The 24,893-nt window shown below is 52.8% G+C and carries 27 protein-coding genes and 1 tRNA gene; 12 read left to right on the plus strand and 16 right to left on the minus strand.

Going from position 1 to position 24,893, the window contains the following annotated elements; genetic code table 11:
* Positions 1-116: 116 nt before the first annotated feature.
* The 5 genes from ACTJI9_RS21785 to ACTJI9_RS21805 form a co-directional block, all read right to left on the minus strand.
* On the minus strand, positions 117-878 hold the full coding sequence (locus tag ACTJI9_RS21785) for a rhomboid family intramembrane serine protease (RefSeq protein ID WP_440810909.1): 762 nt from the start codon (positions 876-878) through the stop codon (positions 117-119).
* 167 nt (positions 879-1,045) lie between these two features.
* A complete protein-coding gene (locus ACTJI9_RS21790) occupies positions 1,046-1,777 on the minus strand; it encodes a rhomboid family intramembrane serine protease (protein ID WP_440810911.1) in 732 nt (243 codons plus the stop codon).
* Between the two features lie 27 nt (positions 1,778-1,804).
* Positions 1,805-2,386, minus strand: coding sequence for a cob(I)yrinic acid a,c-diamide adenosyltransferase (locus ACTJI9_RS21795; RefSeq protein ID WP_307280325.1), 582 nt, complete (start codon positions 2,384-2,386; stop codon positions 1,805-1,807).
* A 10-nt stretch (positions 2,387-2,396) separates the two neighbouring features.
* Positions 2,397-2,594: a twin transmembrane helix small protein gene (locus ACTJI9_RS21800; RefSeq protein WP_307280322.1), complete on the minus strand. Its 198-nt coding sequence runs from the start codon at positions 2,592-2,594 to the stop codon at positions 2,397-2,399.
* Positions 2,595-2,634: 40 nt separating this feature from the next.
* The gene (locus tag ACTJI9_RS21805) at positions 2,635-3,465 is read right to left on the minus strand and encodes an SDR family oxidoreductase (RefSeq protein ID WP_336442350.1); all 831 of its coding nucleotides are present in this window, start codon (positions 3,463-3,465) and stop codon (positions 2,635-2,637) included.
* 95 nt (positions 3,466-3,560) lie between these two features.
* Between ACTJI9_RS21805 and ACTJI9_RS21810 the strand changes: the two genes are divergently transcribed.
* A complete protein-coding gene (locus tag ACTJI9_RS21810; protein WP_115055466.1) occupies positions 3,561-4,415 on the plus strand; it encodes a YihY/virulence factor BrkB family protein in 855 nt (284 codons plus the stop codon).
* On the opposite strand, the gene ACTJI9_RS21815 is transcribed toward ACTJI9_RS21810, so the two are convergent.
* Entirely contained in the window at positions 4,382-5,269 is an 888-nt protein-coding gene (locus ACTJI9_RS21815; RefSeq protein ID WP_115055575.1) for a DMT family transporter, read from the minus strand. The two genes, ACTJI9_RS21810 and ACTJI9_RS21815, sit on opposite strands and share 34 nt — an antisense overlap.
* 65 nt (positions 5,270-5,334) lie before the next feature.
* On the minus strand, positions 5,335-6,192 hold the full coding sequence (gene gluQRS, locus ACTJI9_RS21820) for a tRNA glutamyl-Q(34) synthetase GluQRS (RefSeq protein ID WP_440810914.1): 858 nt from the start codon (positions 6,190-6,192) through the stop codon (positions 5,335-5,337).
* A 74-nt stretch (positions 6,193-6,266) separates the two neighbouring features.
* On the opposite strand from gluQRS, the gene ACTJI9_RS21825 reads away from it, so the two are divergent.
* A complete protein-coding gene (locus tag ACTJI9_RS21825) occupies positions 6,267-6,911 on the plus strand; it encodes a DNA-3-methyladenine glycosylase family protein (protein ID WP_440810916.1) in 645 nt (214 codons plus the stop codon).
* Positions 6,912-7,019: 108 nt separating this feature from the next.
* Complete coding sequence (locus ACTJI9_RS21830; RefSeq protein ID WP_008127884.1) at positions 7,020-7,577, plus strand: HNH endonuclease; 558 nt, start codon at positions 7,020-7,022, stop codon at positions 7,575-7,577.
* A 158-nt stretch (positions 7,578-7,735) separates the two neighbouring features.
* On the opposite strand, the gene ACTJI9_RS21835 is transcribed toward ACTJI9_RS21830, so the two are convergent.
* Both ACTJI9_RS21835 and ACTJI9_RS21840 read right to left on the minus strand, forming a co-directional pair.
* On the minus strand, positions 7,736-8,233 hold the full coding sequence (locus ACTJI9_RS21835; protein ID WP_336442353.1) for a disulfide bond formation protein B: 498 nt from the start codon (positions 8,231-8,233) through the stop codon (positions 7,736-7,738).
* Between the two features lie 30 nt (positions 8,234-8,263).
* Complete coding sequence (locus ACTJI9_RS21840) at positions 8,264-8,854, minus strand: YqaA family protein (RefSeq protein WP_440810920.1); 591 nt, start codon at positions 8,852-8,854, stop codon at positions 8,264-8,266.
* 253 nt (positions 8,855-9,107) lie between these two features.
* Between ACTJI9_RS21840 and ACTJI9_RS21845 the strand changes: the two genes are divergently transcribed.
* Positions 9,108-9,192 (plus strand) — tRNA-Leu (locus tag ACTJI9_RS21845).
* A 108-nt stretch (positions 9,193-9,300) separates the two neighbouring features.
* Here the strand turns inward: ACTJI9_RS21845 and ACTJI9_RS21850 are convergent.
* The 3 genes from ACTJI9_RS21850 to pepT all read right to left on the minus strand — a co-directional run bounded on the left by ACTJI9_RS21850 (position 9,301) and on the right by pepT (position 12,144).
* Positions 9,301-10,374, minus strand: a complete 1,074-nt coding sequence (locus tag ACTJI9_RS21850; RefSeq protein ID WP_115055457.1) for a protein kinase domain-containing protein — start codon at positions 10,372-10,374, stop codon at positions 9,301-9,303.
* On the minus strand, positions 10,374-10,808 hold the full coding sequence (locus ACTJI9_RS21855) for a DUF3010 family protein (protein ID WP_440810922.1): 435 nt from the start codon (positions 10,806-10,808) through the stop codon (positions 10,374-10,376). Before ACTJI9_RS21855 ends, ACTJI9_RS21850 begins: the two co-directional genes overlap by 1 nt.
* A 103-nt stretch (positions 10,809-10,911) precedes the next feature.
* Positions 10,912-12,144, minus strand: coding sequence for a peptidase T (gene pepT, locus ACTJI9_RS21860; RefSeq protein WP_440810924.1), 1,233 nt, complete (start codon positions 12,142-12,144; stop codon positions 10,912-10,914).
* A 242-nt stretch (positions 12,145-12,386) separates the two neighbouring features.
* Here pepT and ACTJI9_RS21865 point away from each other — a divergent pair, with 242 nt between their 5' ends.
* Positions 12,387-13,175, plus strand: coding sequence for a sulfotransferase family protein (locus ACTJI9_RS21865; RefSeq protein WP_336442357.1), 789 nt, complete (start codon positions 12,387-12,389; stop codon positions 13,173-13,175).
* Here ACTJI9_RS21865 and bspF read toward each other — a convergent pair.
* The 3 genes from bspF to secA form a co-directional block, all read right to left on the minus strand.
* Positions 13,172-14,458 (minus strand): type IV secretion system effector crotonyl transferase BspF, encoded by a 1,287-nt coding sequence (bspF, locus tag ACTJI9_RS21870; protein ID WP_440810926.1) that lies wholly within the window; start codon positions 14,456-14,458, stop codon positions 13,172-13,174. The genes ACTJI9_RS21865 and bspF overlap by 4 nt on opposite strands.
* Entirely contained in the window at positions 14,458-15,879 is a 1,422-nt protein-coding gene (locus ACTJI9_RS21875; protein ID WP_115055446.1) for a lipopolysaccharide biosynthesis protein, read from the minus strand. Before ACTJI9_RS21875 ends, bspF begins: the two co-directional genes overlap by 1 nt.
* A gap of 121 nt (positions 15,880-16,000) precedes the next feature.
* Positions 16,001-18,727 carry a preprotein translocase subunit SecA gene (secA, locus tag ACTJI9_RS21880; protein ID WP_354347343.1) on the minus strand — a complete coding sequence of 909 codons (2,727 nt, stop codon included), beginning with the start codon at positions 18,725-18,727 and terminating at the stop codon, positions 16,001-16,003.
* A gap of 259 nt (positions 18,728-18,986) precedes the next feature.
* Here secA and ACTJI9_RS21885 point away from each other — a divergent pair, with 259 nt between their 5' ends.
* The 5 genes from ACTJI9_RS21885 (at position 18,987) to ACTJI9_RS21905 (ending at position 22,815) form a co-directional block, all read left to right on the plus strand.
* Positions 18,987-19,901 carry a peptidylprolyl isomerase gene (locus ACTJI9_RS21885; RefSeq protein WP_307280070.1) on the plus strand — a complete coding sequence of 305 codons (915 nt, stop codon included), beginning with the start codon at positions 18,987-18,989 and terminating at the stop codon, positions 19,899-19,901.
* A gap of 73 nt (positions 19,902-19,974) precedes the next feature.
* Positions 19,975-21,216, plus strand: coding sequence for a bifunctional glutamate N-acetyltransferase/amino-acid acetyltransferase ArgJ (argJ, locus tag ACTJI9_RS21890; protein ID WP_115055440.1), 1,242 nt, complete (start codon positions 19,975-19,977; stop codon positions 21,214-21,216).
* Positions 21,216-21,974 carry a GNAT family N-acetyltransferase gene (locus ACTJI9_RS21895; RefSeq protein ID WP_440810931.1) on the plus strand — a complete coding sequence of 253 codons (759 nt, stop codon included), beginning with the start codon at positions 21,216-21,218 and terminating at the stop codon, positions 21,972-21,974. Before argJ ends, ACTJI9_RS21895 begins: the two co-directional genes overlap by 1 nt.
* A complete protein-coding gene (locus ACTJI9_RS21900) occupies positions 21,967-22,380 on the plus strand; it encodes a (deoxy)nucleoside triphosphate pyrophosphohydrolase (RefSeq protein ID WP_336442361.1) in 414 nt (137 codons plus the stop codon). Before ACTJI9_RS21895 ends, ACTJI9_RS21900 begins: the two co-directional genes overlap by 8 nt.
* 111 nt (positions 22,381-22,491) lie before the next feature.
* Positions 22,492-22,815, plus strand: coding sequence for a hypothetical protein (locus ACTJI9_RS21905; protein WP_307280062.1), 324 nt, complete (start codon positions 22,492-22,494; stop codon positions 22,813-22,815).
* Between the two features lie 5 nt (positions 22,816-22,820).
* Here the strand turns inward: ACTJI9_RS21905 and ACTJI9_RS21910 are convergent, their stop codons facing one another.
* A complete protein-coding gene (locus ACTJI9_RS21910; protein WP_336442363.1) occupies positions 22,821-23,702 on the minus strand; it encodes a methyltransferase domain-containing protein in 882 nt (293 codons plus the stop codon).
* Between the two features lie 62 nt (positions 23,703-23,764).
* Between ACTJI9_RS21910 and ACTJI9_RS21915 the strand changes: the two genes are divergently transcribed.
* Positions 23,765-24,544 carry a ComF family protein gene (locus tag ACTJI9_RS21915; RefSeq protein WP_440810934.1) on the plus strand — a complete coding sequence of 260 codons (780 nt, stop codon included), beginning with the start codon at positions 23,765-23,767 and terminating at the stop codon, positions 24,542-24,544.
* Positions 24,545-24,621: 77 nt separating this feature from the next.
* Complete coding sequence (gene grxC / locus ACTJI9_RS21920) at positions 24,622-24,891, plus strand: glutaredoxin 3 (RefSeq protein WP_440810951.1); 270 nt, start codon at positions 24,622-24,624, stop codon at positions 24,889-24,891.
* Positions 24,892-24,893 lie beyond the last annotated feature (2 nt).

A 24,893-nucleotide genomic window follows, 5' to 3' on the forward strand; every position in this document is an offset into this window, starting at 1 on the left:
GGTGAAAAAAGCGACACGTTTGTGTCTGAACAGCGCGGGACCGTAAATATGAGTGACGTAAAGGTCAATGCGCGGTATGCGACAATCTGTACTTCAACCGATTGAATGATGTGGGTCTATCTGCCCCATTTCGCAGGCTCGGTTTGCGTGACGGCGATAGCTGGCTCTTTTTCGACCACGACGGCACGCGGAGAGACTATGGCACGGTCAAAAAGCGGAACATTGCGGCGCTTCAAAATGAGAATGAGCAATGCACCTGCTATAATCCCGCCTACATGCGCCGGCCACGATATTTGCTCATCGCCACCCCACAAAAGCATACCGAATTGCAGGGCAACCCAAAGGACGAGTGGATAGATCGCCGGGATGCGCAGCGGAATTCGTCCAAAGGCCAGAACCCATACTTTCACGCGAGGATGGAGTATAAGATAGGCGGCAACAATACCCGCTATGGCACCGGAAGCGCCTATCAGCGGCGCCTCTGAATCCGGCAGAATGACGCCATGGAGAAAAGCTCCCGCCGCCGCACACAAAAGATAGAAGATCAAAAATTTTACGTGGCCGAGAGCGTCTTCAATATTGTCTCCAAATACCCAGAGAAACAGCATATTGCCGCCGAGGTGGAAAATGTCGGCATGGAGAAATGCGTAGGTGATGTAAGTGGCATTTGGCGGCACAATATCATAGGCTGCAGGCAGAGCTGCAAGGTCATGGACAATGGCGGGTATATAGCCAAGTCCAATAATTGTGGCTTCCGCATGATCTCCGGCAATGCTGGTCAGCGCAAAAATGATGACATTCAGCGCTATCAGCGAAAGTGTCACATATTGCAGCTTGATGTATTTTAAGCTGTTGGCGTCATGCAGTGGAATAAACATTGGTGTCTTTCTACCGGATATCGAGAGACGTGACGTGGACACTGGAAGCGCACCGAAACCAATGTGCGTGGTGAATTTGAGCCAAAGCTTTGGTATTGTCTACAAACAACCTCCAGCAGATTCCCAATTTAGACAGGTAAGTTCTTCGCTACCTTGAAGCCGCGGCTTCAGGCCTCATTGTTTTGCTTGTCTTCGGTCACGACGGCGCGAGGTGTGACAATGGTGCGATCAAACAGCGGAATGCTCCAGCGTTTGAGAATACCAACCAGCAATGCGCCCGAAATAATTCCGCCGATATGGGCCGACCAGGAGATGCGTTCATCGCCATGTACGAAGAGCATCAAGAACTGTTCGGCGATCCAAAGTGCAAGCAGATAGATTGCCGGAAGCGGCAAAGGAATGCGTCCGAAGGCGAAGACCCAAACCCAGACCCGCGGGTGAAGCATGAGATAAGCGGCGACGACCCCGAATATCGCTCCCGATGCGCCAATCAATGGGCCATGAGAGTCGGAAAAAACAAAACCGTGCATTAAGGCACCGGCGGCACCGCAAAGAAAATAAAAGATCAGGAATTTTATATGCCCCATGGCATCTTCGACATTGTCGCCGAAAACCCAGAGAAACAGCATATTTCCGCCGAGATGGTAGATGTCGGCATGCATGAACGTATAGGTGATGTAGGTCCATCCACTAGCTATGAAGTCATATTCCGGCGGGCGAACAACCAGACCCTGCGCTACGGCGGGGATGTAGCCAAATATCATTGAGGCTTTTTGGGTGTCCGGATCGAAAAGGGCCACAAGCCCAAAAACCATAACATTCAAAACAATGAGTGAAAGCGTAACATATTGTAGTTTGATGTATTTGAGGCGATTGGCGTCATATAGTGGAATGAACATTAATTCCGGGTTCCTGCCTCAGGCCTGTCAGCGATTTTTACCCGGCACCCATAACACGTCTTTCGCGCCATTGTCATTGACAACCCGAGCCGCAACAAACAGGAAATCGGAAACGCGGTTGATGTATTTCAATGCGGCGGGCGTGACGATCTCATCGGGCCTTTGAGAAAGCTCGACCATTTGACGTTCTGCACGGCGCGAAACCGTGCGCGCCAGGTGCAAAGCGGCTGATGCAGGGGAGCCTCCCGGCAGCACGAAGGAGCGCAAAGGCTCAAGCTTTTCGTTCAGTTGGTCAATATCAGCTTCAACTCTTGAAACCTGGGTATCGATGATGCGCAAAGGCTCGTAGGCGAGAGTTTCACCCGTATCCGGGGTGGCAAGATCAGCCCCGAGATCGAAAAGATCATTCTGTATTCGAAAAAGCATGGCATCGAGTTCGGGATAATCCCGTTCCGTATGCAATCGGGCGAGGCCAACAAAGGAATTTGCCTCGTCCACAGTGCCGTAAGCCTCTACGCGCAAGTCATGCTTTAAACGGCGCGCTCCAGTGCTGAGGCCGGTGGTGCCATCATCGCCGGTGCGCGTATAAATCTTGTTGAGCTTGACCATTATATCCGCCCTAGCCTGCAGCGCGATGGAAGTAGATGGCGCCAACAATCAGGATGATGGCAACGAGCTGCAGCAGAATACGCAGTTGCATCATCTTGTTGGAGAAGTTGGCATCGCCGCCCTTCATCATGTTGCGCAGACCGACGAGAAGCACGATAGCGACGGCGGCAATGGCGACAATTGCCAGAAACTTGAAGATGATGTCCATGATGTTATTCCTTATCAGGCTGACTTGCAGTCTGCTCCTGTCATGATTGGCTCGCAAGCATGCGATATAGCGCACGTGCCGATAGCATTCTTTTGGCAAAACTTGCCAGCTTAGCTGGAACCGTCACCACATAATGGGGTCTGGGACGCTCATTTTCCAATGCGTGTTTCAGAACCTTGTAAATGGCATCTGGCCCAAGCGCGAATCGTGGCGGCTTTGCCTGTGAGAATTTGGCGATTTCTCTCTCGTATTGCTCGCGATGCACTGATTTTTCAATATCGATATATTTGCTTATTTGGGCCGCCGCATTGGTCCTGAAATGGGACTCGATCGACCCCGGCTCGAGCAGCGATACATGAATGCCGGAGCCAGCCAGTTCCATCCGCTGTGTTGTCATCAACCCTTCGAGTGCAAATTTCGAAGCGACGTAAGCTCCGCGCAGTTTCATGGGTACCAAGCCGAGAATTGATGAACAGTGGACAATTCGCCCATGACCCTGCCGCCGCATCACCGGAACAATAAGTTGCGTCAACTCATGCCAACCAAAAAATGCTGCTTCAAATTGCTCGCGTAACGCCGTTGTCGGCAAATCCTCCACAGCGCCGGGCACCGCGTAAGCGCCATTATTATAGAGTGCGTCGAGCGTGCCGCCGGTCTGTTCAAGAACAGCCCTGACCGTATCCCTGATGGATTGCGCCTCGCTATAGTCAAGGTAATGAGCCGAAAAGCCTTCCGCTTTAAGATCATCTATGTCAGATAATTTGCGGGCAGTAGCAAAAACGGTCCAGCCATCAGCCTTCAGGGCGCGTGCACAATAAGCGCCCATGCCGCTGGAACATCCTGTAATCAAAATCGTTCTGGAACGGGGCATGGTTTCGATTCAATAGGTTGCGCAAAAAAACACTTCACATATTCGTTTGTGCCTTGCAATCTCGCGTACATGACCATGGGGGCAAACCTGCATTGATGCGTAAACTATATGGTTTTCTTCGGCGTATTCTTGGTGACGCTCTGGGGCATTTCAGCACGGATGATGGATGGGCACTGGCGAGCCATGTTGCGCTGTCAGGAATCATGGCGCTTTTTCCGTTTCTGATTTTTGCCACGGCATTGGCGAGTTTCCTCGGAGCAAGTGCTTTTACCGAGACGGCAGTGCATGTCGTATTCGACACCTGGCCGGAGGTGATCGCCAACCCAATCAAGCAGGAAGTGAGCAATGTTCTCAATGTGCAGCGCGGCGGGTTGTTGACAATCAGCGTGATTGCCGCTGCCTACTTTGCATCCAATGGTATTGAAGCTTTGCGGGTCGCGCTCAACCGGGCTTATCGTGTGGTGGATACGCGCTCGATCATTTATTGCCGTCTGCAAAGTCTTGGCTATGTGATTATCGCGACCATCGGCATCATGGCGATCAGCTTTCTGCTGGTGCTTGCCCCGCTGGCGATGCGGATCGCTTCGAAATGGTATCCTGAAATTTATCTTCTATCGGGAACGATCAGCTTCTGGCGCTATTGCATTGCATCGGCCGTGCTCATCATCGGCCTTCTTGTGGTTCATCTCTGGCTGCCAGCAGGGCACAGGCGTTTTGTGGATATTCTGCCCGGCATTCTGCTTACACTGATTGCCTGGACTATTGGGGCCACGATCTTTGCCAGCTATCTGGAGACATTTGCGTCTTATATCTCGACCTATGCGGGACTTGCTTCGATTATGGCCGCTATTGTTTTCCTTTATATAATCGCAGCCATCTTCATTATCGGAGCTGAAATAAACGCTGCGATTATTATCTATCGCGAGGGAAGGGTGGCGCGGCGGCTTTGACCTGCGGTCGAAAGCGCAACGCCCAACGTGGCAATGGCCATGCCAACCAGCTGAAATAACGTCAATGTCTCCCCGAAAAGGACATAGGCCATCAGGGCCGTGACGCCGGGCACGAGATAAAACAGCGACGCGACTTTCGAGACTGCGCCTTGGTTGATCAGGATCATCAGCAGCAGGACCGCGCCGATGGAAAGAACGACGACCAGCCAGAACATGGCGAATACCAGTGAGCCTGACCAGATGATTTCATGAGTCTCGAACAACAATGTCATGATTGCCATGACCACCATCGCACCCAGATATTGCAAGGTTGTTCCTGCCTTTAAATCAATCTGGCCAACAAAGCGTTTCTGCCAGACGGTGCCGACGCTGATGGCAATGACCGAAAAGATCGAAGCGCCGACAGTTGCCGGGGTAATACCATCGGCAGAAATCGAAAGCTTGGGCCAAAGCACCATGGCAACGCCAATGAAGCCGACACCCAGTCCCGCCCAATGACGCGGCTGTATTTTTTCGCCAAGCGTTACACCCGCAATCAGCGCAGTGATCAGGGGTTGCAGGCCGACGACCAATGCAGACATGCCAGCGGGCAAGCCCTTGTGAATGGCCCAGAACACAGCTCCGAGATAAGCGCCATGGATCAGGCAGCCGGCGATGATTGCGTGCATCGCTCCGCGCCTATCGGGCCAATTATTGCCCGCCAGAATAACCCATACGCCTAATATTGCGCCTGCAATGGCAAAGCGTGCCATGAGAAACAGAAACGGTTCCATATAGGGCATCGCGTAGCGCGCGCCGATAAAGCCGGTAGCCCACAGAAGAACGAACAGGGCTGGAAGGAAGCGTACGGACATTGGGGGTACAGCCGGATCATTGAAGGAGACAACTGACTTATACCCGCAAAGTGAGATGCGATAGATCATAAACCGATCAAATCACATATCTCCTGACGTGTTACCCCTCGCTCACGCAAAGATCGCAGGGACGTATCCCTGCGGCTTTTCGATAATTTGTTGCCGTCATTATCCAGAACGAGCCTATGATGGTGGTAGAGCGGCGGTTCAATGCCGAAGAGGTGTTGAAGCAGGCGGTGAACGCTGGTGGCGTGATAGAGATCCTTGCCACGAACCACATGGGTAATGCCTTGCAAAGCATCATCAATGACGACGGAGAGATGATAACTGGTGGGCATATCGCGTCGGGCGATGATGACGTCGCCCCAGTCCTGAGGCCGGGCATTGACCTTGTGTTCACGCGAACCAAATTCATGCCAGATCAGTTGCGTTCCTGCCACCTCAAGAGCGCGGTCCATGTTCAAGCGCCAAGCATAAGGGTCTCCCCTTGCCATGCGTGTTTGCTGTTCGCGCTTTGAAAGCAGGCGTTCAATCGGAGGGTAGAATGGCGCGCCGTCCGGATCGCGCGGCCAATCATCCATGTTGGAACGCTCGATCTCCCGCTTGATACCACTGCGGCTAAGAAATGCCGGATAGACAAGTTCCATTTTGACGAGGCGATCCAGAGCTTCCTGATAGATTGGAAAATGTTCCGACTGGCGGCGAACAGGCTGTTCCCAATTCAGGCCAATCCATTCCAAATCATTCAGCATTGAATGCTCAAGTTCGGGTGTGCAGCGTTCGCGATCTATATCCTCCATGCGGAGCAGCATCCGGCCACCCATATTCTGTGCCATCCGTTGATTCAGAAGAGCGGAATAGGCATGGCCGAGATGAAGGGAGCCATTGGGGCTGGGTGCGAATCTGAAAACCGGAACTGTCATGCGCGCTGGACATTCTTGGCGTTGTTCACACTCATTGATACGGTGTTTGCCGGATCATGCAAGGATGAAGACATATGCGCAGAATTGATACACTCGACGATATTGCCGAAGGCCTTGCGGACCTGTTGCGCGCTCATCCCGAACTGGCGGTGGTTGCGGAGAAGGCTGGACCGTTGCCTTTGCGTCGCTCCGCGCCGGGTTTTGAAAGCCTGGCATCGGTCATCGTTTCCCAGCAGGTGTCCAAGGCGAGCGCCGATTCTATATGGAAACGCCTCATTGGCGTTATCGACCCGCTGACGCCGGAAAACTATCTGGCAGGGGGCGAGGAAGCGTGGCGAATCGCGGGTCTTTCCCGCGCCAAGCAGGCGACGCTCGCCCGGATAAGCCAATCGATCGTCGCCAGCGAACTCGACCTGTTCGACCTTTGTGAGCGGCCCATCGAAGAGGCGATGCAGGTGATGACGAACGTCAAGGGGATTGGCCCATGGACCGCCGAGGTCTATCTGCTTTTTTCAGCCGGTCATGCGGATGTCTTTCCCGCAGGGGATGTCGCGCTTCAACATGCCTATGCGCATGCATATGGCGAATCAGTGCGGCCGGATTCGAAAACATTGAAGACTTTTGCCGAGCGCTGGTCGCCTTGGCGGGGTGTGGCTGCCAGACTTTTCTGGGCTTACTACGCCGCAACCCGTGGCCGTGATGCTACACCCGTCGCATGAAGTTGAAATAACGGTGCTTTTTCTGCTGCCGCGCAGCAATTCGCTTCACATTCCTGTCACGTCAAGCTTACAATATGAAGGCCTGATGGTTGGATTGGAGTTGATTCCTTGACAATAGCCGTCTCGCCGGACGGACTGCCGGCTCTGGTACTTAATGCGGACTATCGTCCGCTCAGTTATTATCCCTTGTCGCTTTGGTCCTGGCAGGACGCGATCAAGGCGGTTTTTCTTGACCGTGTGAATATCGTGGCCGAATACGAGCATGAAGTCTCGTCGCCTTCATTTGCGATGCGTTTGCCAAGTGTCGTTTCGCTGAAAAGCTATATCAAGCCGTCGCGCAACCCGGCTTTTACGCGGTTTAATGTTTTCCTGCGCGATCGCTTCGAATGCCAATATTGCGGTTCGGAAGAAGATCTGACATTCGACCATGTCATCCCCCGATGCGCCGGTGGCGAAACAGTTTGGGAAAATGTTGTCGCTGCCTGTTCGCCCTGCAATCTACGCAAGGGAGGCCTTATGCCGGATCGCGCCAAGATGTGGCCGAGGCAAAAGCCTTACCCGCCGACAGTTCACGATCTGCATAATAATGGCCGCATGTTCCCGCCAAACCATCTGCATGAAAGCTGGATGGATTATCTTTATTGGGATGTCGAGCTCGAGCCGTAGAAACCTCCTGCCAATCCACCCCGATGGCCATCTGTTGCAATTTTCTGCGCTTCCGTTGCTCACGAACCCGAAAGTTCGCTGCGCTACGGTTCTCAAAAATCACATCACCTGACTCATCGGGATGAATTCTCAGAAGGTTTCTGCGTTGTGGATTAGATTTAGGATTTCGCTGCGCCGCGAAATGCTACGATCATCAGAACTAAGCTTGCAATGGCATTCCAGCCAGCAAAGGACAGGCCGAGAACGCGCAGAGCTGCGGTATCGCATGCAGGCGGGCGAACAGAATTCATATCGCTTAGAAGGCTGCCTGCGTCCGTTGTGATCGACATTGCCACCGCCGTGCAATCAGTTGGGCCCGCCCAGAATTTCCACTCCACGCCCGCATGAAATATTGCAAGGCCAAGGCCGATTAGCATAAGCAGACCGCCCAGAGCCAGAAGCAACCGCGTCAGACCTGCAGGCCATTTCAGGGAAGATGAAGCGACCGCCAGCACCATCAGGGGGATACCCGCATAATAGGGATAGCGCTGCTCAAGGCATAGCTTGCAGGGGAGATAGCCGCCAATATGTTGAAAACCCAATGCCGAGCCGACTGTGACAATCATGGCCAGCAGCAGAAAAAGTGCAGTCTTCAAATGGGGTTTGGTATTGGTCATGACGGCGCTGGTCCTCTTGAATTGACGCAACTACAGATGAAGATAATGGAACACGGCGTAGAGCAGAATCAGGATGAGCGCCGCTGCACCGGCAATGAGTCCGAGGCGTTTTTCGATAAAATCGCGGATCGGTTCGCCGTAACGGCGCAAAAGCCATGCGAGAAAGAAGAAGCGCGCACCGCGTGCGATAATTGCCGAGACGATGAACAGCCAGATGTTGATACCCGCCGCGCCTGAAAGAATGGTGACTACCTTGATGGGAGGCAGGTGAGCAAGTCCTGATGTAACAAGCAGGAGCAGGATCGCGTCAGCGCTGGTGGAGCCGCGCATGGCCTCAAAGGCATCAAGCTTGCCATACATTTCAAGTATCGGCTTGGCGAGGGTTTCATAAGCATAAAAGCCCAGCATCCAGCCGGCTATTCCGCCAAGCACAGAGGCAATAGTGGCAACCAGCGCATAGCGATAGGCTCGTTCGGGACGGGCAAGGGCCATCGGCAGATAAAGCACGTCTGCGGGAACGAGGAAAACCGAGCTCTCGACAAAGGCAATGACCGCAAGCCATGCTTCAGCCGACTTGCGCGCGGCCAGTGACATTGTCCAATCATACAGTCTGCGCAGCATTATCGGTTCCCGCCTGGAGTAAATATGCAAGGTCTCTTAGAGCAAACATTCGCCAAATGGAATCGGGACGATCAATTTTCGCAACCTCGCTGGCAGGTATCTTGCACCCGCCTCTAGCTTTGACCGCTGGCAGGGGCAACACACGAGTGTGTTATCCGTGATAAAAGCTTTTATTGCTGTTGACCGAAGGTGCCCTCTGCATGTATTTGGCTGTCACGGAGTTGAGTTCGCTTATCTCCGACGCTTTTTGGCGGCCCCTTTGGCGGAATTGGTAGACGCGCCTGACTCAAAATCAGGTTCCGCAAGGAGTGCTGGTTCGATTCCGGCAAGGGGCACCAGAGGCTTTTCACGACATCATTTAAGCAGGGCGTTGAGCATCCATACGTGGCTCACGGCGGACACCAAAGTATGATGTAGGCTTGTCTAGGACTCAATAGAGTAGAGGATTAAAGCTGCTCTGCGAATTTGACTGCATCAAACAAAGTCTCTGGTAAGAAAGTCCGGTCCTTTCTCCATTGAGCGCCAATACACTTTTCAATGACATAGCTGCCTTTGTGTGGGACGATACGAAACCGTCTCTTGCCCCGATGTAGTATGGGATTTTCGCCAACGCGCCATTCGGGAACTGTACTTCTCAAATTATTTAATTGTACTACCAGATCTGCGACTGACGAATAACGGTCTTCGCGTTTGGTAGCGCAGCATCTTCTAACCACCGTTTTAAGACCAGCCGGTACCCATGCGGGAAGCGTTGAGCGATTAACGACACGATCTCGAACAATTTTTGATTCGATGATCGACGTGGCATAATTTTGCTGTTCCCAACCGCCGAGGCCGTCATATTTTATGGCCTCTTTTTCAGAAAGCCATGCACGTTCTTCGTAGGGCAGGTGACCACCTAAGAGTTGATAAAAAATCATCCCCAGCTGATATATATCCCCTTCACGATACGACCGTTTCTCTTCGAGCTCTTCAGGTGGGCGATAAAGAAGCGAATGTCGGGTTAGTGTTTTTGCGTAGCCCTCGTCGTTCTGGACGACAACAGAACCAAAATCTCCAATTACGAACTTGTCCTTGGACAAACAAAAGATATTTGCAGGCTTCAAGTCACGGTGTAGGTAGCCATTCCCATGCAAAAAGCTTGCCCCGCCTGCAATCTGGCTCAGTACATCAATCGCCTCAACAGTCCCAAATTTTCGACTCTTCAAGGCGTCGTCTAAGTCACCAGACGTGCAATACTGCGTCATAAAAAACGCATCGTCTTTATTGATGCTTTCAGCATGATATACCTTAAGAATGTGATCGGATTCGAGTTGAGCGAGTACGGCGGGTTCTGCATGATCTCCGTTACCCCAATAGTAGAACTTTACAACGACATCGCGCTTTAGGAGCGTGTTGTAGCCGATCAGCACATGACCGTTGGCTCCCTTGTCGTTCATCAGTTTGAATTCTATATTTTTGGTCAGCTCCTCGGCTTTTTGCCTGATGGACTCCGGCAAAAGCGAAAAATCCAGAGCCATTATAATCTTCCGGCTTTGGCGAGCTGGAACACTCCGCAACGGTAGGCATCGTATTGGTACTTTAGTACGCCGTCTGGAATCCCTCCCAAGTTTGTCTTTGAAAATTTTGACAGCGCGGTAGCGTTGACAAACACCACGTCACAATCTGAAAGCTGAAAGAGTGTTTCAATTTTAAATGATATAGCTCCTCCACCCATTTGCCCGCCTTTCGCTCTCGCTTTAATTGCAAAGACAGCGACACCGTTTTCGTGGGCAAAGGTTTTTATGGCTTGAAGGAACGACTTGATAGCGCTGCTGTCTTTATCGTCTCCTAAAGTGAGCTTCTTTGTTTTACACGGTATGAGATGTGGGTCGTTGTTCTCCACCGAGACCAAAACTAGCCGCGCTTCACTTGATTTTAAGTCAACTCCACAGACGATCATTTCCCCCCCCATGTGTTTCCTCCGAACTCTATAGAAACTTAAATGAGGAATGTTCAATGAGATTACCGTTAGCCCACTTGTGGGCAACGCGGACGCATGAAGCGATGAGCCATCCTCACGCGCGTTCCTCCCATATTTTTGCCAATTCCACGATTGTCTTTACAGCTCTTTCCATGTCCTGCCTGCTGACCCATTCTAGCGGCGAGTGAAAGGCATGGCCGCCGGCAAAGAGGTTTGCACAAGGAAGGCCCATATAGGATAGTCTTGAGCCATCCGTGCCACCTCTTATGCTGCCGCGCACGGGTTTCATGCCCGCGCGCCGAATCGCTTCGATTGCGTTTTCCACGATCTCGGGGTTCCGGTCGAGAATCGCTTTCATATTGCGATACTGCTGTTTCACAGTGAATTTGTAAGAAGAGCCGGGGAAATCGGAGATCACTTTCTTGACCAGATCTTCCAGCATGGCTTCCTTTACCGCCAGACCCTCATCGTTAAAGTCACGGATGATAAGGGCGAGCGTGGCCTTTTCCATGGAACCCGTAATATTGACCGGATGAATAAAACCTTCGCGGCCTTCAGTCGTTTCGGGGGCAATATTCTTGGGTAAAGCGGCAATAATCGCGCTGGCGATCTTGATGGCGTTTTCCATCTTGTCCTTGGCAAAACCCGGATGGATTGCGACACCCTGAATGGTGATCTCAACGCCATCTGCCGAGAATGTCTCATCTTCAATATGTCCGGCGGTTTCACCGTCGACAGTATAGGCAAATTGCGCACCGAGCTTTTCAAGGTCAACCTTGTCAGCGCCGCGCCCTACTTCCTCATCCGGCGTAAACAGGATGCGAATGGTGCCATGTTTGATGTCGGGATTATCCATGAGGATTTGCGCAGCCGTCATGATCTCGGCGAGACCCGCTTTGTCGTCGGCTCCAAGCAAAGTGGTGCCGTCGGTTGTGATGATGTCGTTGCCAATCTGATCAAGCAGGACAGGATGATCTTTCACGCGAATGATCTGCTGCGTATCTCCGGTCAGCTGAATGTCCCCGCCTTGATAATTCAGCACATGTTGGGGCTTCACATTTGTCCCTGTGAAATCGGGCGCCGTATCCATGTGCGAACAGAAACAAATGACCGGCACGTCCTTGTCGACATTGGAGGGGATGGTTGCATAGACATAACCATGTTCGTCCAGATGGGCGTCGGTCAGGCCAATTTCGAGCAGTTCAGCGACAAGTATGCGGCCAAGATCAAGCTGCTTCTGGGTCGTGGGCTGTGTTGAAGAACTGGCATCCGACTGGGTGTCGATCACGACATAGCGAAGAAAGCGGTCGGTAACTGTATCGGTCATAGGCTTCATTCCAATTGATCAGCGGTAGTCGTCTGTTTAGCGCGTGATGGGCCGTGTGTGAAACGGATTTCAGTTGAGATGTTTTCTCAGGGCGGCGCCACCGCGCTGTCTTTTGCTCGATCAAATTTCTCAAGGGCGAGAAGATACAATATTAAATCAATGTGTTGGGGGCTATTTTGTCGTGATCTGTATTGTGAGTTCTTCCGATCCTGTAGAAAATAAATCTAAATTGGGGAAGATTAATGAATGAACATGCTGAAGGCAGCCCGATAATAGTTTGCGGGTGTCAAAGAAGTGGTACGACCGCCATTGTTCGGATTTTGAACGATAATGGAATGATGATTTCCAATGAATGGGCATTGTTTGCGTGGCCCGCTTGGCAAGAGCAGTTTTCATTGGCTGAGTGGCTTGAGAACAAACGTGCTCAAGTGGAGAAAAACCTTTGGCTGCAGTTCTGGCACTATAAAATCGAGCTGACAGGTTTGGAGGCGGAGCAAGGTTATTCGGCAGCCTTGCACTCGGTCTATGGCAGGCGTGATGCTTGGCGTTGGGGAGACAAGTGGTCGGATTATGTTTTCCACGTTGACGCTGTCAAAGCCCATTTTCCTAATGCCAAAATTATCTACATTTATCGTGATGGGCGCGACGTTGTCGCCAGCATGTTGCGCAAGACCATAGAGAAAGATCCCGGCCCAGGTTTCAAACGGTGGGTGAATTCCATTGAAGCCTGGCTTTCATGGAAAGATCGGGTTGATCACCTTGCAATAAGACAGGAGGACTTGCTGCAGTATCCCGAGAAGATCGCCGCAGACATTGCCGACTATTGCGGGTTTACACTGCAGAGCGCCGGGCATGCTGCTTATGTGCTGTTGGGGTCGGATGCCGAAAACAATGGGGACCACGTATCTGAAAACCCCTTCGAGCATACGGGAGCATATCATGACCAGTTTTCAGATGCTGATGTTCCGGCCGATGTCATGCGCCATCTGATAAATCTGGGCTATGCCAAGCATAAGCAAGAAAGGGTCTAGTTTCGTCCGGTCAAATTGCGCAAGCGCTCGCGCATGAGGCGGGCAATATTCTGGGTGCGCCGGTAAAGGTGGATCTGTGAAGCCGCCTGCCGGGTGGCGCGATCTGCTTGCGGGGTAAGGCCGATGACCAGAGTTCCGATTTTCTCCCGCTCCTGGAAAAGACGAGACGCAACGGGGTGATCCGGCACGGCGCAAGAATCAGTCCGGTCAATATTGGGATCTTCCAAATGATTCTTCAGCACTTCAATCATCAAAAGAACACCCGGCGAGAAACTCGCCAAACGCTCATCATAGGCGGTTTTCCAAGTCCACGCGTCGCCCGCTTCGATGAACACGATCAGCACCGCGATTACTTTGCCATCCAATTCCAGCGTATGGATGCGAGCCAGATCACGTGCAGCAAGATTGTTGACGGCCTCACGCGCAAAGGCCGCACGGAACCGGTCTACGGCCATCGCCGAGCCGCGCTGTCCCTTCCAGCCACTGGCTTCCAGTGCCAGGAAATCCTCGAGTTTGTGTCTTATATCCTCTTCGCTACGGCTGACGACGTAAGTGAGGGCGCCTTTTTCTGAGAGACGCCGCCAGAGCCGGCGGTACTCCTTGGTATGTTTTGCGCCAATGGCTTCGCGTAAATATTCGGCCCCCTCTTTGGTACTTTCAATTGCGGGACGTTCCATCTGGTGCGTCGTGACCAGTGGCAGGTTCCGTTCCATGGCTATTGAACGGATAAGCTGCGCCACTGGGCGGTCAAGCAGCATATCCGGGAAAACCAGGATTTCCGGTAGTTTCAGATGTTTGCGGCCCAGCATATCGAAGAGATCATTCAGAACGCCAACGGGGTCGTCGCGATCGATCAAAGGCGTTCCCTGTGGTCCAAACGGCGTCGCCCAAGCGCGCAAGATCGAACCTGAAAAAGCAAAGCCCGGGCGCTCTATCGTGTAGGGCATCAGGAAGCGAAGGCGGCTTTTGATGTCGTTCTCGTCGCGCATAACCATGAACCGGACCTGCCTGTCATCGAGGCGTGGCATGGCGGGCGCCAGAAACCGGGGATTGAAAAAGATGTTTGGCTCGATCGTCCGGTAGGTGAGATATTCCAGCTCATCAAGGAGTTCAAAACCGGCGGAAGCCGAATAGATGGAAAGCTTGCGGGGAATGGCGTGCGTGCTAAGAGTTTCCTCGAACTGCTTTGTCGCATCGCGCGAAGATTCCATGCCCGACAACTGCGCAATGATATGCGCAGAAGGACCACCGGCCAGTTCTTCAAGGAGCGGGATCGCGGCCATCAGACTTCTTCCTTGGCAGGTTTCTCGATTACCCTGCCGGCAAAAACGAACATCGTAATGTTCAGACGTTTGTAAACAGTCAGCGTTAAGGTCACAGCTTCAAATACCATTGAAAAAGCGGTGGCGCATGCGGCTCCGGTCAAACCATAGGCCGGGATGAGCACAATGCTGAGACAGATATTAACAATCAGTGTGAGAGCATAAACTGCAGCACAGATTTTTTGTTTTCCGGCCATGTTCAGCAGGCTTTCAGCCGGCCCAACCGACGCCCGGGCAACCACACCGATAACCATGATGAAAAGGAGGGGATAGCCCTCCGTGAATTCGTCACCGAACAGGTAGAGCAGTGGTTTGCCCAGCAAAAGCAGCACCAGCGCCATTGCAAGAGAGGGCCAAAATGTCCAGCGCGCCGTGTCTCTTGCAAATGCAGCCAGTTGGGCGTGGTCGGTTGTATGGATCAGTTCGGAATATCGCTGCGCGGCACCGGCTTTTACCGAGAAATAGACAAAGTGCACGAGAGCCAGAAGTTTCACAGTGGCAAAATAGGTGGCGACCTTGTCAGGCTCCATGAACCGCCCGACCATCAGCACGTCCGCATTGGTGAGAAGAAAGAAAAAGCCCTCAACAAGGAAGATAGGTAGCGAGACTGTGAACCATTCGCCGAAACGAATGGACCTGTTTCCAGGAGGAATAACAGACTTGAACCGGTTATTGACCACGAGCAATTGAACCAGCGTTGTAAGATAGGTCGCGATAATTGAGCAGATCACGGCGATAATAGCTGTCGGCGTAAAGCCGGCCGCATGGGCAATGCTCATGATGATGAGGGTCAGGACCGGCCTGACGATATAGGTTGGGGTGAGGGCAACCAGAACCCATGAGCGTGAGCGTGCTGTGCCGTCAAGCGTATCGCCGAGGGCGATCATCGGAAGACAAACAAATCCAAGCAGGAAGGGCGTGACATAGTAAGCTTCCAGCGCATCGCGGAAGTGATAAATGCCTGCCGCGGCGGCAAGCGCCAGAAAGGTCGTCATGGATATGGCAAATATCTTGCTGGTAAACAGGATACCGCGCAGGCGATTTAGCTGGTTGCTCTCAAGATATTCCGGGACATAGCGGATAATACTGGTCTGGAAGCCGAGACAGGAAAGATTGCCAAGGATGACGACTGTCACCCATACGAGAACAAAAATTCCATATTCAAATTGCCCCATCCAGCGGGCGAATATGACCTGCGACAGGAGAGCTATGGCTGCACTGATAATACGAATGCCGAAAGCAATCAACGAGACGCGCTGCGCTACGGCGTGCTGATTGGTCCCGTCAAGCAAAGCATCCAGGCGAAGGAGCCATGGATGGAGCTGGCGGGTCAGTTTCTCCGGCAGAAACCGGTCTGCAGTCTGTACCGCAGAAAATCGCAATGGGCAGCTCCAATTATGGCCAATGAGGGAGCTTTACTCAGTAAACCTTTAGAAACGGTTCGAAAAGTAGACACGAATGCTCGGTAATGAAAAGGCCGCGTTAAAGCGGCCTTTTTTGTAATCAGGCAAAAGAGCCGTGGCAGTGTTTGTACTTCTTGCCCGAGCCGCAAGGACAGGCTTCGTTGCGGCCAATCTTGCCCCAGCTTTGTGGATTATTGGGGTCGCGATCCGCCGGATCCACGATGCGCAAATCTTCTTGCACGGCAAGCATGCTGCCTTCGCCGAAATCATCTTCGCCGGTCGTGCCATCAATATGATGGCCTTCCATCGGAGGCAATTCCGGCTCTTGAGTAGCTGCCGCATCCCGAACCAGTTCAACGCGCATCAATTGCGATGTCACGTTTTGGCGCAGGTTGACCAGCATTGTCTGGAACAGCTCGAATCCTTCGGTCTTGTATTCATTGAGCGGGTCACGCTGCGCATAACCACGGAAACCTACCACCGAACGCAAGTGATCAAGATTGACCAGATGCTCGCGCCAAAGCGCATCAAGGCTCTGAAGTATGATCGATTTTTCGACATAGGCCATGATTTCGGGCCCAAAGCGCTCAGCACGATCCGCCGCAGCCTTTTCGACCGCGTCGAACAGGCGTTCACGAACATCATCTGACGTTATACCGTCTTCAAGCGCCCAATCTGTTACCGGAAGGTCGAGATTGAGAATATTGCGGACGTCTTCATCCAGCTGCTTGATGTTCCACTGTTCCGCATAAGCGCCTTCCGGCGTATGCCGGTTGGTCAGGTCCTCAACCACGTCCTCGCGCATTTCCTTGGTCGTCTGGCTGAGGTCCGTGCCATCCATGATTTCGAGACGCTGCTCGAAGATCACTTTACGCTGATCATTCATCACATCGTCATATTTCAGAAGGTTCTTGCGGATATCGAAGTTGCGCGCTTCGACCTTCTTCTGCGCTTTTTCAAGTGCCTTGTTGATCCAAGGGTGGACAATGGCTTCGTCCTCCTTGAGACCCAGTCTCTGCAACATTCCATCCATGCGCTCGGAACCGAAGATACGCATCAGATCGTCCTGCAGGGACAGGAAGAATTTCGAACGGCCCGGATCACCCTGACGGCCTGAACGACCGCGCAGCTGATTGTCGATGCGGCGGCTTTCATGCCGCTCCGTCGCCAAAACGTAAAGACCGCCCGCAGCCAGCGCTTTTTCCTTCAGGACAGCGATGTCGGCACGAATAGCGTCTTCCTTGGCCTTGCGCTCTTCGCCAGCAGGCATGTCGTCGAGTTCACGCGCAATGCGCATTTCGAGATTGCCGCCGAGCTGAATGTCGGTGCCGCGACCAGCCATGTTCGTAGCGATTGTAATAGCACCCGGCACGCCCGCCTGTGCCACAATATAGGCTTCCTGCTCATGATACCGGGCGTTCAGAACCTGAAAGTCCTTGAAACCTTCTTTGCGCAGGCGATCGGCCAGTTGCTCGGACTTCTCGATGGAGGTCGTACCGACGAGGACAGGCTGGCCCTTTGCCGCTGCTTCGCGGATATCGCGAACAATGGCTTTATATTTTTCTTCGACAGTCCGGTAAACTTCGTCATCTTCATCCAGACGCTTGACCGGATTGTTTGTCGGAATTTCCGTAACCTCAAGACCGTAAATATTGCCGAACTCTTCCGCTTCGGTGGAGGCCGTACCGGTCATACCGGCCAGCTTCTTGTACATGCGGAAATAATTCTGGAAAGTGATTGAAGCCAGTGTCTGGTTTTCCGGCTGGATTGTCACATGTTCCTTGGCTTCAAGCGCCTGATGCAGACCTTCCGAGAAACGGCGGCCCGGCATCATGCGGCCGGTGAACTCATCAATGATGACGATTTCATCGTTGCGAACGATGTAATCCTTGTCCTTCTGGAAAAGCTTGTGGGCGCGAAGTGCATTATTGACGTGATGGACGACGGCAACGTTCTCAATATCGTAAAGACCATCACCCTTCAGATGTCCGGCATCGCGAAGCAGGTTTTCCAGCTTTTCCGTGCCGTCTTCCGTGAAGATAGCGGTTTTCTGCTTTTCATCGATTTCATAATCTTCCGGCTGCAGGGGCAGGATGAATGTATCGATGAGATTATAGAAATCGGAGCGGTCATCCAGCGGGCCTGAAATGATCAGCGGCGTACGCGCCTCATCGACAAGGATCGAATCCACTTCGTCGACGATGGCATAATTGTGCGGGCGCTGAACCATCTGCACGCGCTCGTACTTCATGTTATCGCGCAGATAATCGAAGCCCAGCTCATTATTGGTCGCGTAGGTAATATCGGCATTATAGGCTTTGGCGCGTTCTTCATCATCGAGTCCGTGGACGATGATGCCGTAGCTTAGGCCGAGGAAATTATAGATTTGGCCCATCCAATGCGCATCGCGGCTGGCCAGATAGTCGTTGACGGTAACGACGTGAACACCCTTGCCCTCTAGCGCATTCAGATAAACCGGCAAGGTCGCGACGAGTGTCTTGCCTTCGCCGGTCCGCATTTCCGAAATGCCGCCCTCATGCAGGACCATGCCGCCGATAAGCTGGACGTCGAAGGGACGCATGCCGAGAACGCGCTTGGCGGCCTCGCGTGCCACAGCAAATGCGGGCACCAGCAGGTCATCCAGCTTTGTGCCATTTGCCAACTGCGCTCGGAACTCCGCAGTCTTGCCCTTGAGTTGTTCGTCCGTTAAGGCCGAAATTTCCGGTTCAAGCGCATTGATTGCATCAACGCGAGGCTTGAATCCTTTTACGCGACGCTCGTTTGAAGAGCCAAAAAGCTTGCGAGCTAAGCCGCCGAAACTGACCATCCCTGGTCCTCTCTTTAAATACGTTCTGCCGGTGAGTCCCGGCATTTGAAGCGTCTGATGTCCGGAACTACAAAGCTGCCATATATCTGAGCTAACAAGTCAAAGGTATAAAGCAACTTCTGCCAAGCTATCTGGACGCAAAGCCGTTGGACAGATAAGAGGGGCCTTGAATGATGTCAATGTTGAAGCGTTGCTTCACTACGGCCAAATTCTGCCATATTCATAGCTCGTACCGATCCTCCCAAGGAGAAAATTGAAAATGAAACTATTGCGTAAGACGATTTCATTGATGACTGTAGCCACGTTTTTGGCGGGCGTTTCCACTGTGGCCATGGTCCAAAACAGCGCGTTGGCCCAGGATGCGACCCCCGCACCGGCTGCAAAAGCTGCCCCGCTGGACCCGACAACGGTTATTGCCACTGTGAATGGCAACAAGATTACGCAGAAGGATCTGGATCAGGCATCCGCAGATCTCGACCCGCAGATTTCCCAATTGCCTGAAGAGCAGCGTCGCGTTGCCGCCCTTGCAGCAATTATTGATATCAAGGCGTTTGCTGTGAAGGCTGAGGCAGATAAGCTCGATCAGACGGCGGATTTCAAGTCGCGCATGGCCTTCCTCAAAGAACGCGCCCTGCACAATGAATATTTCAAGCAGCAGGTTATCGACAAGATCACGGATGCGGATGTCCGCGCGCGCTACGACAAGGAAATCGCTGCAATGCCAGCGACGAATGAAGTTCGCGCCCGTCATATATTGGTGAAGACCAAGGAAGAAGCGGAAGCAATCATCAAGCAGCTGGATGGTGGAGCCTCGTTCGAGGACATTGCCAAGGAAAAATCGACAGACGGTTCCGCAGCTCAGGGTGGTGACCTTGGATATTTCGGACAGGGGCAAATGGTTCCAGAGTTCGAAAAGGCAGCAAACGAGCTCGAGATTGGAAAATACTCGAAGACTCCGGTGCAGACTCAATTCGGTTTCCATGTGATCAAGCTTGAAGACAAGCGTGCCAAGCAGCCGCCGGCATTTGATCAGGTGAAGGATCAGGTCAAGTCCATGTTGATCCGCGATCGGTATACGGATTTGATCAAGCAGGAGCGGACATCGCTGAAGATTGTCTATGCCGACCCCGAAGTTGAAAAAGCTTTCAAGGCAGCCACCGAAGGCCAGCAGTAAAAATCAAAGGCCCGCTGGTAAAGAGCGGGCCTTTACTCCTTTAGATCCTTCATTTCCATCTTCGAGGTTGTAGATGTCCACAGCAGTTTCGCCCCTTGCTCCCAAACATTATCCAGCAATGCCCGAGATTCAGGGGGTCAGGATTGCGACTGCTGAGGCAGGCATAAAATATAAGGGCCGAACCGATGTTGTCATGATGGTTTTCGATAAGCCAGCAGCTGTGGCGGGCGTTTTCACCCGTTCGAAATGCCCCTCTGCTGCGGTGGATTTCTGCCGATCCAGCTTGAAAGGTGGTTATGCGCGCGCCGTTATTGTCAATTCCGGCAATGCCAACGCATTCACGGGCAAAAAGGGTAGGGAATCAACCAAGGTCACTGCTGCTGCTGCTGCCAAAGCTGTAGGGTGCAAGCCAGGTGAGATATTCCTTGCCTCCACTGGCGTAATCGGTGAGCCGCTTGATGCCGGAAAGTTCAGCCATCTGCTTGGCGACATGGCAAAGCAGGCAGTCTCCGGACGTTGGCAGGATGCGGCCAGTGCGATCATGACGACCGACACATTCCCAAAAGTTGCCACGGAAACCGTATTGCTAGGCGGGGTTCCCGTTACCATCAACGGAATCGCCAAGGGCGCGGGGATGATCGCGCCGGATATGGCAACGATGCTTTCATTCGTTGCAACAGATGCTCCGATCGCTTCCGATGTTTTGCAGGAACTTCTTTCCAAGTCGGTGGGCAAGAGCTTCAATTCAGTAACTGTCGACAGTGACACGTCCACGTCCGACACTTTGCTGCTTTTTGCGACCGGTTCGGCTGCCGAACGCGGTGCGGCGCCTGTCACCAAGCTGAAAGACAAGCGTCTCAAGCCCTTTGAAAAGGCTTTGGAACGCATTCTCAAGAATCTGGCTTTGCAGGTCGTGCGCGATGGTGAGGGTGCCCGCAAGATGCTGGAGATCACGGTCACCGGCGCAAAATCGGACAAATCGGCCAAAAAGATTGCCTTGTCCATTGCCAATTCTCCCTTGGTCAAGACAGCAGCCGCTGGTGAGGACGCCAATTGGGGCCGGGTTGTCATGGCTGTGGGTAAGGCTGGCGAACCAGCAGACCGCGATCTTCTGGCAATCTGGTTCGGCGATATCCGCGTTGCCCGCGAAGGAGAACGCGATCCGGATTATTCGGAAGCTGCGACCTCGGCCTATATGAAGAACGAAGATATCCAAATTCGCGCCGATATCGGTCTTGGCAAAGGCAAAGCCACAGTCTGGACTTGCGATCTGACCAAGGAATATGTGGCGATCAATGGTGATTACCGCAGCTGATGCCGTTCGCTTTAACGCAAGTCAGGCAGATAGAGGCGCTGGGCTTCCGGGCGTGGCCAGCTTCATCCGTCCATTATGACGGAAGCTGGAGTATCCGAATCACTCCAAATCATCCGGCAAAACGGCTGAACTCGGTTAATCCGCTTGATCCGGGTGATACGGAGAATATTGAAAAGCGGGTGGCCGCGGCCGCGGAGCGGTTTCGGGCCGCAGGTCGTGCGCTTATATTCAGACTTTCTCCATTGGCACCGCAAAAGCTTGAATCATATCTGGAAAAATCCGGATGGACACGATTCGACGAATCGCTGGTGATGATTGCGGATTTGGCGGATGTCGATCTATCCGATGCGAGAGAGCAGGAACCGGAGAGGGATACTGATCGGTTCGCCGCTGCCTCGTTGCGTGTTCAGGCAGAATCACCTGAAAAGAAATCCAGCCTGGTCGACGTGATCAACGCCATAAGACCGGCAAAAGGCCTGTTTGTCCGCGAAGACGCAGATGTACCTGTCTCAGCGGCTATTTGCATATGTGACGGCGCGATGGCTGGGCTGCTTGGAATCGAAACGGCAGAACTTGAGCGCCGGCGCGGGCATGGGCGCGCCATTGTGAAAACGGCACTGAAGTGGGCAGTCATGCAAGGTGCCCGCAAGGCGTGGCTTCAAGTTGAAGCGGGTAATGCAGGCGCTATCGCCCTTTATCAATCCATGGGATTCAAAGAAGCATACCGATACGCTTACTGGCGGGCAGAATATGACTGACAAAACACTCCCGATTCTGCTGGTCACGGCCTGTGCCTTGGTCGATAGCGACGGAAGGGTGCTGTTGACGCAGCGTCCGGAGGGAAAATCACTTGCCGGGCTGTGGGAGTTTCCCGGAGGTAAGGTTGAACCGAACGAGACTCCGGAAGCCAGCCTTATCAGAGAACTGCAAGAAGAACTTGGCATTACGGTCAAACCCGCCTGTCTTGCACCTCTGACATTTGCCAGCCACACCTATGAGAAATTCCATCTTCTCATGCCGCTGTTCATTTGCCGGCGTTATGAAGGCATGCCCCGTTCGATGGAGGGGCAGGCGCTGAAATGGGTGCGTCCTAAAGATATGCGTGACTATCCAATGCCCGCAGCCGATATTCCGCTCATACCGTTTTTGATCGATCTTCTGTAATTTTATACAATGTTAAGTTGTATTCTCGCCCGTTAACTCTAACGGTTAATTCATCCTTCACCTGATTGAGCGACTTTTAAACATTCTTGAGGCGCATTTTTCAGGTGGTTTATGGCGCGCAAAAACGATTACATCGATGATGATCTGATGATGCGAACCGGCGGTTTGTCCGGGGCAGCTGGAGGAATCCTGCGGATTACATTGCTGTTTGGCTCTGCTGCCGTCGCATTGGCGCTGATCATAGCCCCGCTTGCCAATCGGAGCAGTCAAGCTGTCGTGGATTATTCGGCAGGACGTTCGCTGGACGAAATCCAGACAGGATCAATCAAGAAAGCTGATCCATCGACCTATACGGTCCGCCGCAGCGTGCTGCAAAGCACGCCAAATTCGGTTTGCATTCTCAAAAGCGATGGCACAAAAACAGGCGACTGTTAGGGGCTTTAATCTTTTTCAGCTTCTTTAAGGAAATCTGCCAGTGAAGCCTTCGCAGAGCCGGGTTTGAGCGGCTTTTGTTGCGATTCATGCGCCGCCCAGCCAGACATCCAAATGAATGAAAATGTCGCGCGAATGCGGCCATCAGGATCGCTAAAGCGTTCGGCATAGATTTCTGCTGCCCGCATGAAGAATTGCCGGGTCAGCGGCTTACGGGAACGCCCGAAAAGGCTGTTCTGGACGCCCATCGCCCGCAAGTCGCGCATTAGCGCGAAAAGATTATCATATCGCACCGTATAGGTTTCAATATCCGTGACGGGCAATGTGAAACCCGCCCGTTGCAGCAGACCGCCGACATCGCGCACATCGGCAAACGGCGCGACACGCGGTGATACGCCCCCGCTGATTTCACTCTCAGTGGCAATCAGGCATTCGCGTAGTTCGGTCAGAGTGTTCTCACCGGCCATGGCGCCGAGAAACAGCCCATCCGGCTTCAATGCCCGCCTTATCTGGAGCAAGGTCCCCGGTGTGTCATTTGTCAAATGCAGCGACAGCAAGGAAACCGCAAGGTCAATGCTTGCAGCTCCAAGTGGCAATATTTCCTGATCGGCGACAATTGCGGGAAAGCGGGTTGTCAGGAACGGCGCAGCTTCTTCAATGCGAATGATGATTGAAGCCTTGCCCGAGCGCTGCATCGCTTCGGCTGCAAGGTCTGTGTGGCTGGCGAGGTCAATCGCAACTTCGAACTGGCGCTCGACAGCCGATAGTCGCTCTTCAAGATCGTCGGCTGCGCGTGCGAGCAGAAAATCCGCAGAAGTTCCGTGCTGTTTGAGCGCGCGTAATCTTCTTTGTAGGACTAAAGTTCGATCGAATAGCTGATGCCGATCCATTCCGAATTTCTCTGATGAATGTATAATTGCCCGGTAGATGCGTCGCTTGGACATGAATTGCAATGAAAACTATTGGGAAAACTGTCCGCACAAGCATCGGCATAGGCGCGCGCAGTGCCGTGCGGGAGGTGTTTAATGTGCTTTTCCCGCCTGTTTGTGCCGGATGTGACAAGCATGTGGCTGAACCCGGTTCCTTGTGCGGAACATGCTGGACCAAGGTCAGATTTATCGAAAAGCCCTATTGCCCGGTGCTTGGAACGCCCTTCAGCCATGATCTGGGTTCTGAAATTCTTTCGGCTGAAGCAATCGCGGATATGCCGCCCTTTGCTCGTGCCCGCGCCGTTGCAATTCATGAAGGCGTCATTCGCGATATGATTCACCGGCTCAAATATAATGATCGCACCGATCTAAGCCGCTGGATGGCAGGGTGGATGGCGCGGGCAGGGCGCGAACTGATCGATGATTGTGACGTGATCGTGCCAGTGCCGCTGCATGCGAGGCGTTTCTGGTTGCGCCGTTTCAACCAATCGGCAGAGCTTACCCGTTATCTGGCGAATGTCAGCAGCAAAGCCTTTGAACCTGACGCCCTCAAACGCATCAAAAAAACGCGGCAACAGGTGGGGCTTGGTCCGAGCCAGCGCCTTACAAATGTTCGCGGTGCCTTTAAAGTGCCTGAGGCGCAGGAGATAAAGGTTCGAGGGCGCAATGTCCTTCTGATCGATGATGTCTATACGACTGGCGCGACGGTCAAGGCAGCAACCCGCGCACTCCTGCGGGCTGGAGCAAAAAGTGTCGATGTATTGACCTTCGCCAGGGTTATGGGAGACGAATTGTCTGTCTAAGCTGGCTTTTGCGCAACGAACGGGCCTTTTCCCGTCAGGTTTTCACGCCTATATAAGGGAAAAATTGGAGTGCCATGATGGTCGATGTGACAATCTATACGCGTAACGGCTGTGGCTTTTGCACGACAGCTGTAGGCTTGCTTGAGAAAAAAGGCGTAGCCTTTGTTGAGCACAATGCAACTGTGGAACCAAATGCACGGCAGGAAATGCTGGCTCGTGCCAATGGGCGCACAACATTTCCTCAGGTTTTCATAGGCAAGACCCATGTTGGTGGTTGTGATGATCTGTACGCGCTTGAAAGCCAGGGCCGACTTGACGGACTGTTGAAGACTGGCGAACTCGTTTAAGG

Origin of the sequence: Phyllobacterium sp. 22552 (assembly GCF_052044585.1) — a bacterium.
Classification (GTDB): Bacteria; Pseudomonadota; Alphaproteobacteria; order Rhizobiales; family Rhizobiaceae; genus Phyllobacterium; species Phyllobacterium ifriqiyense.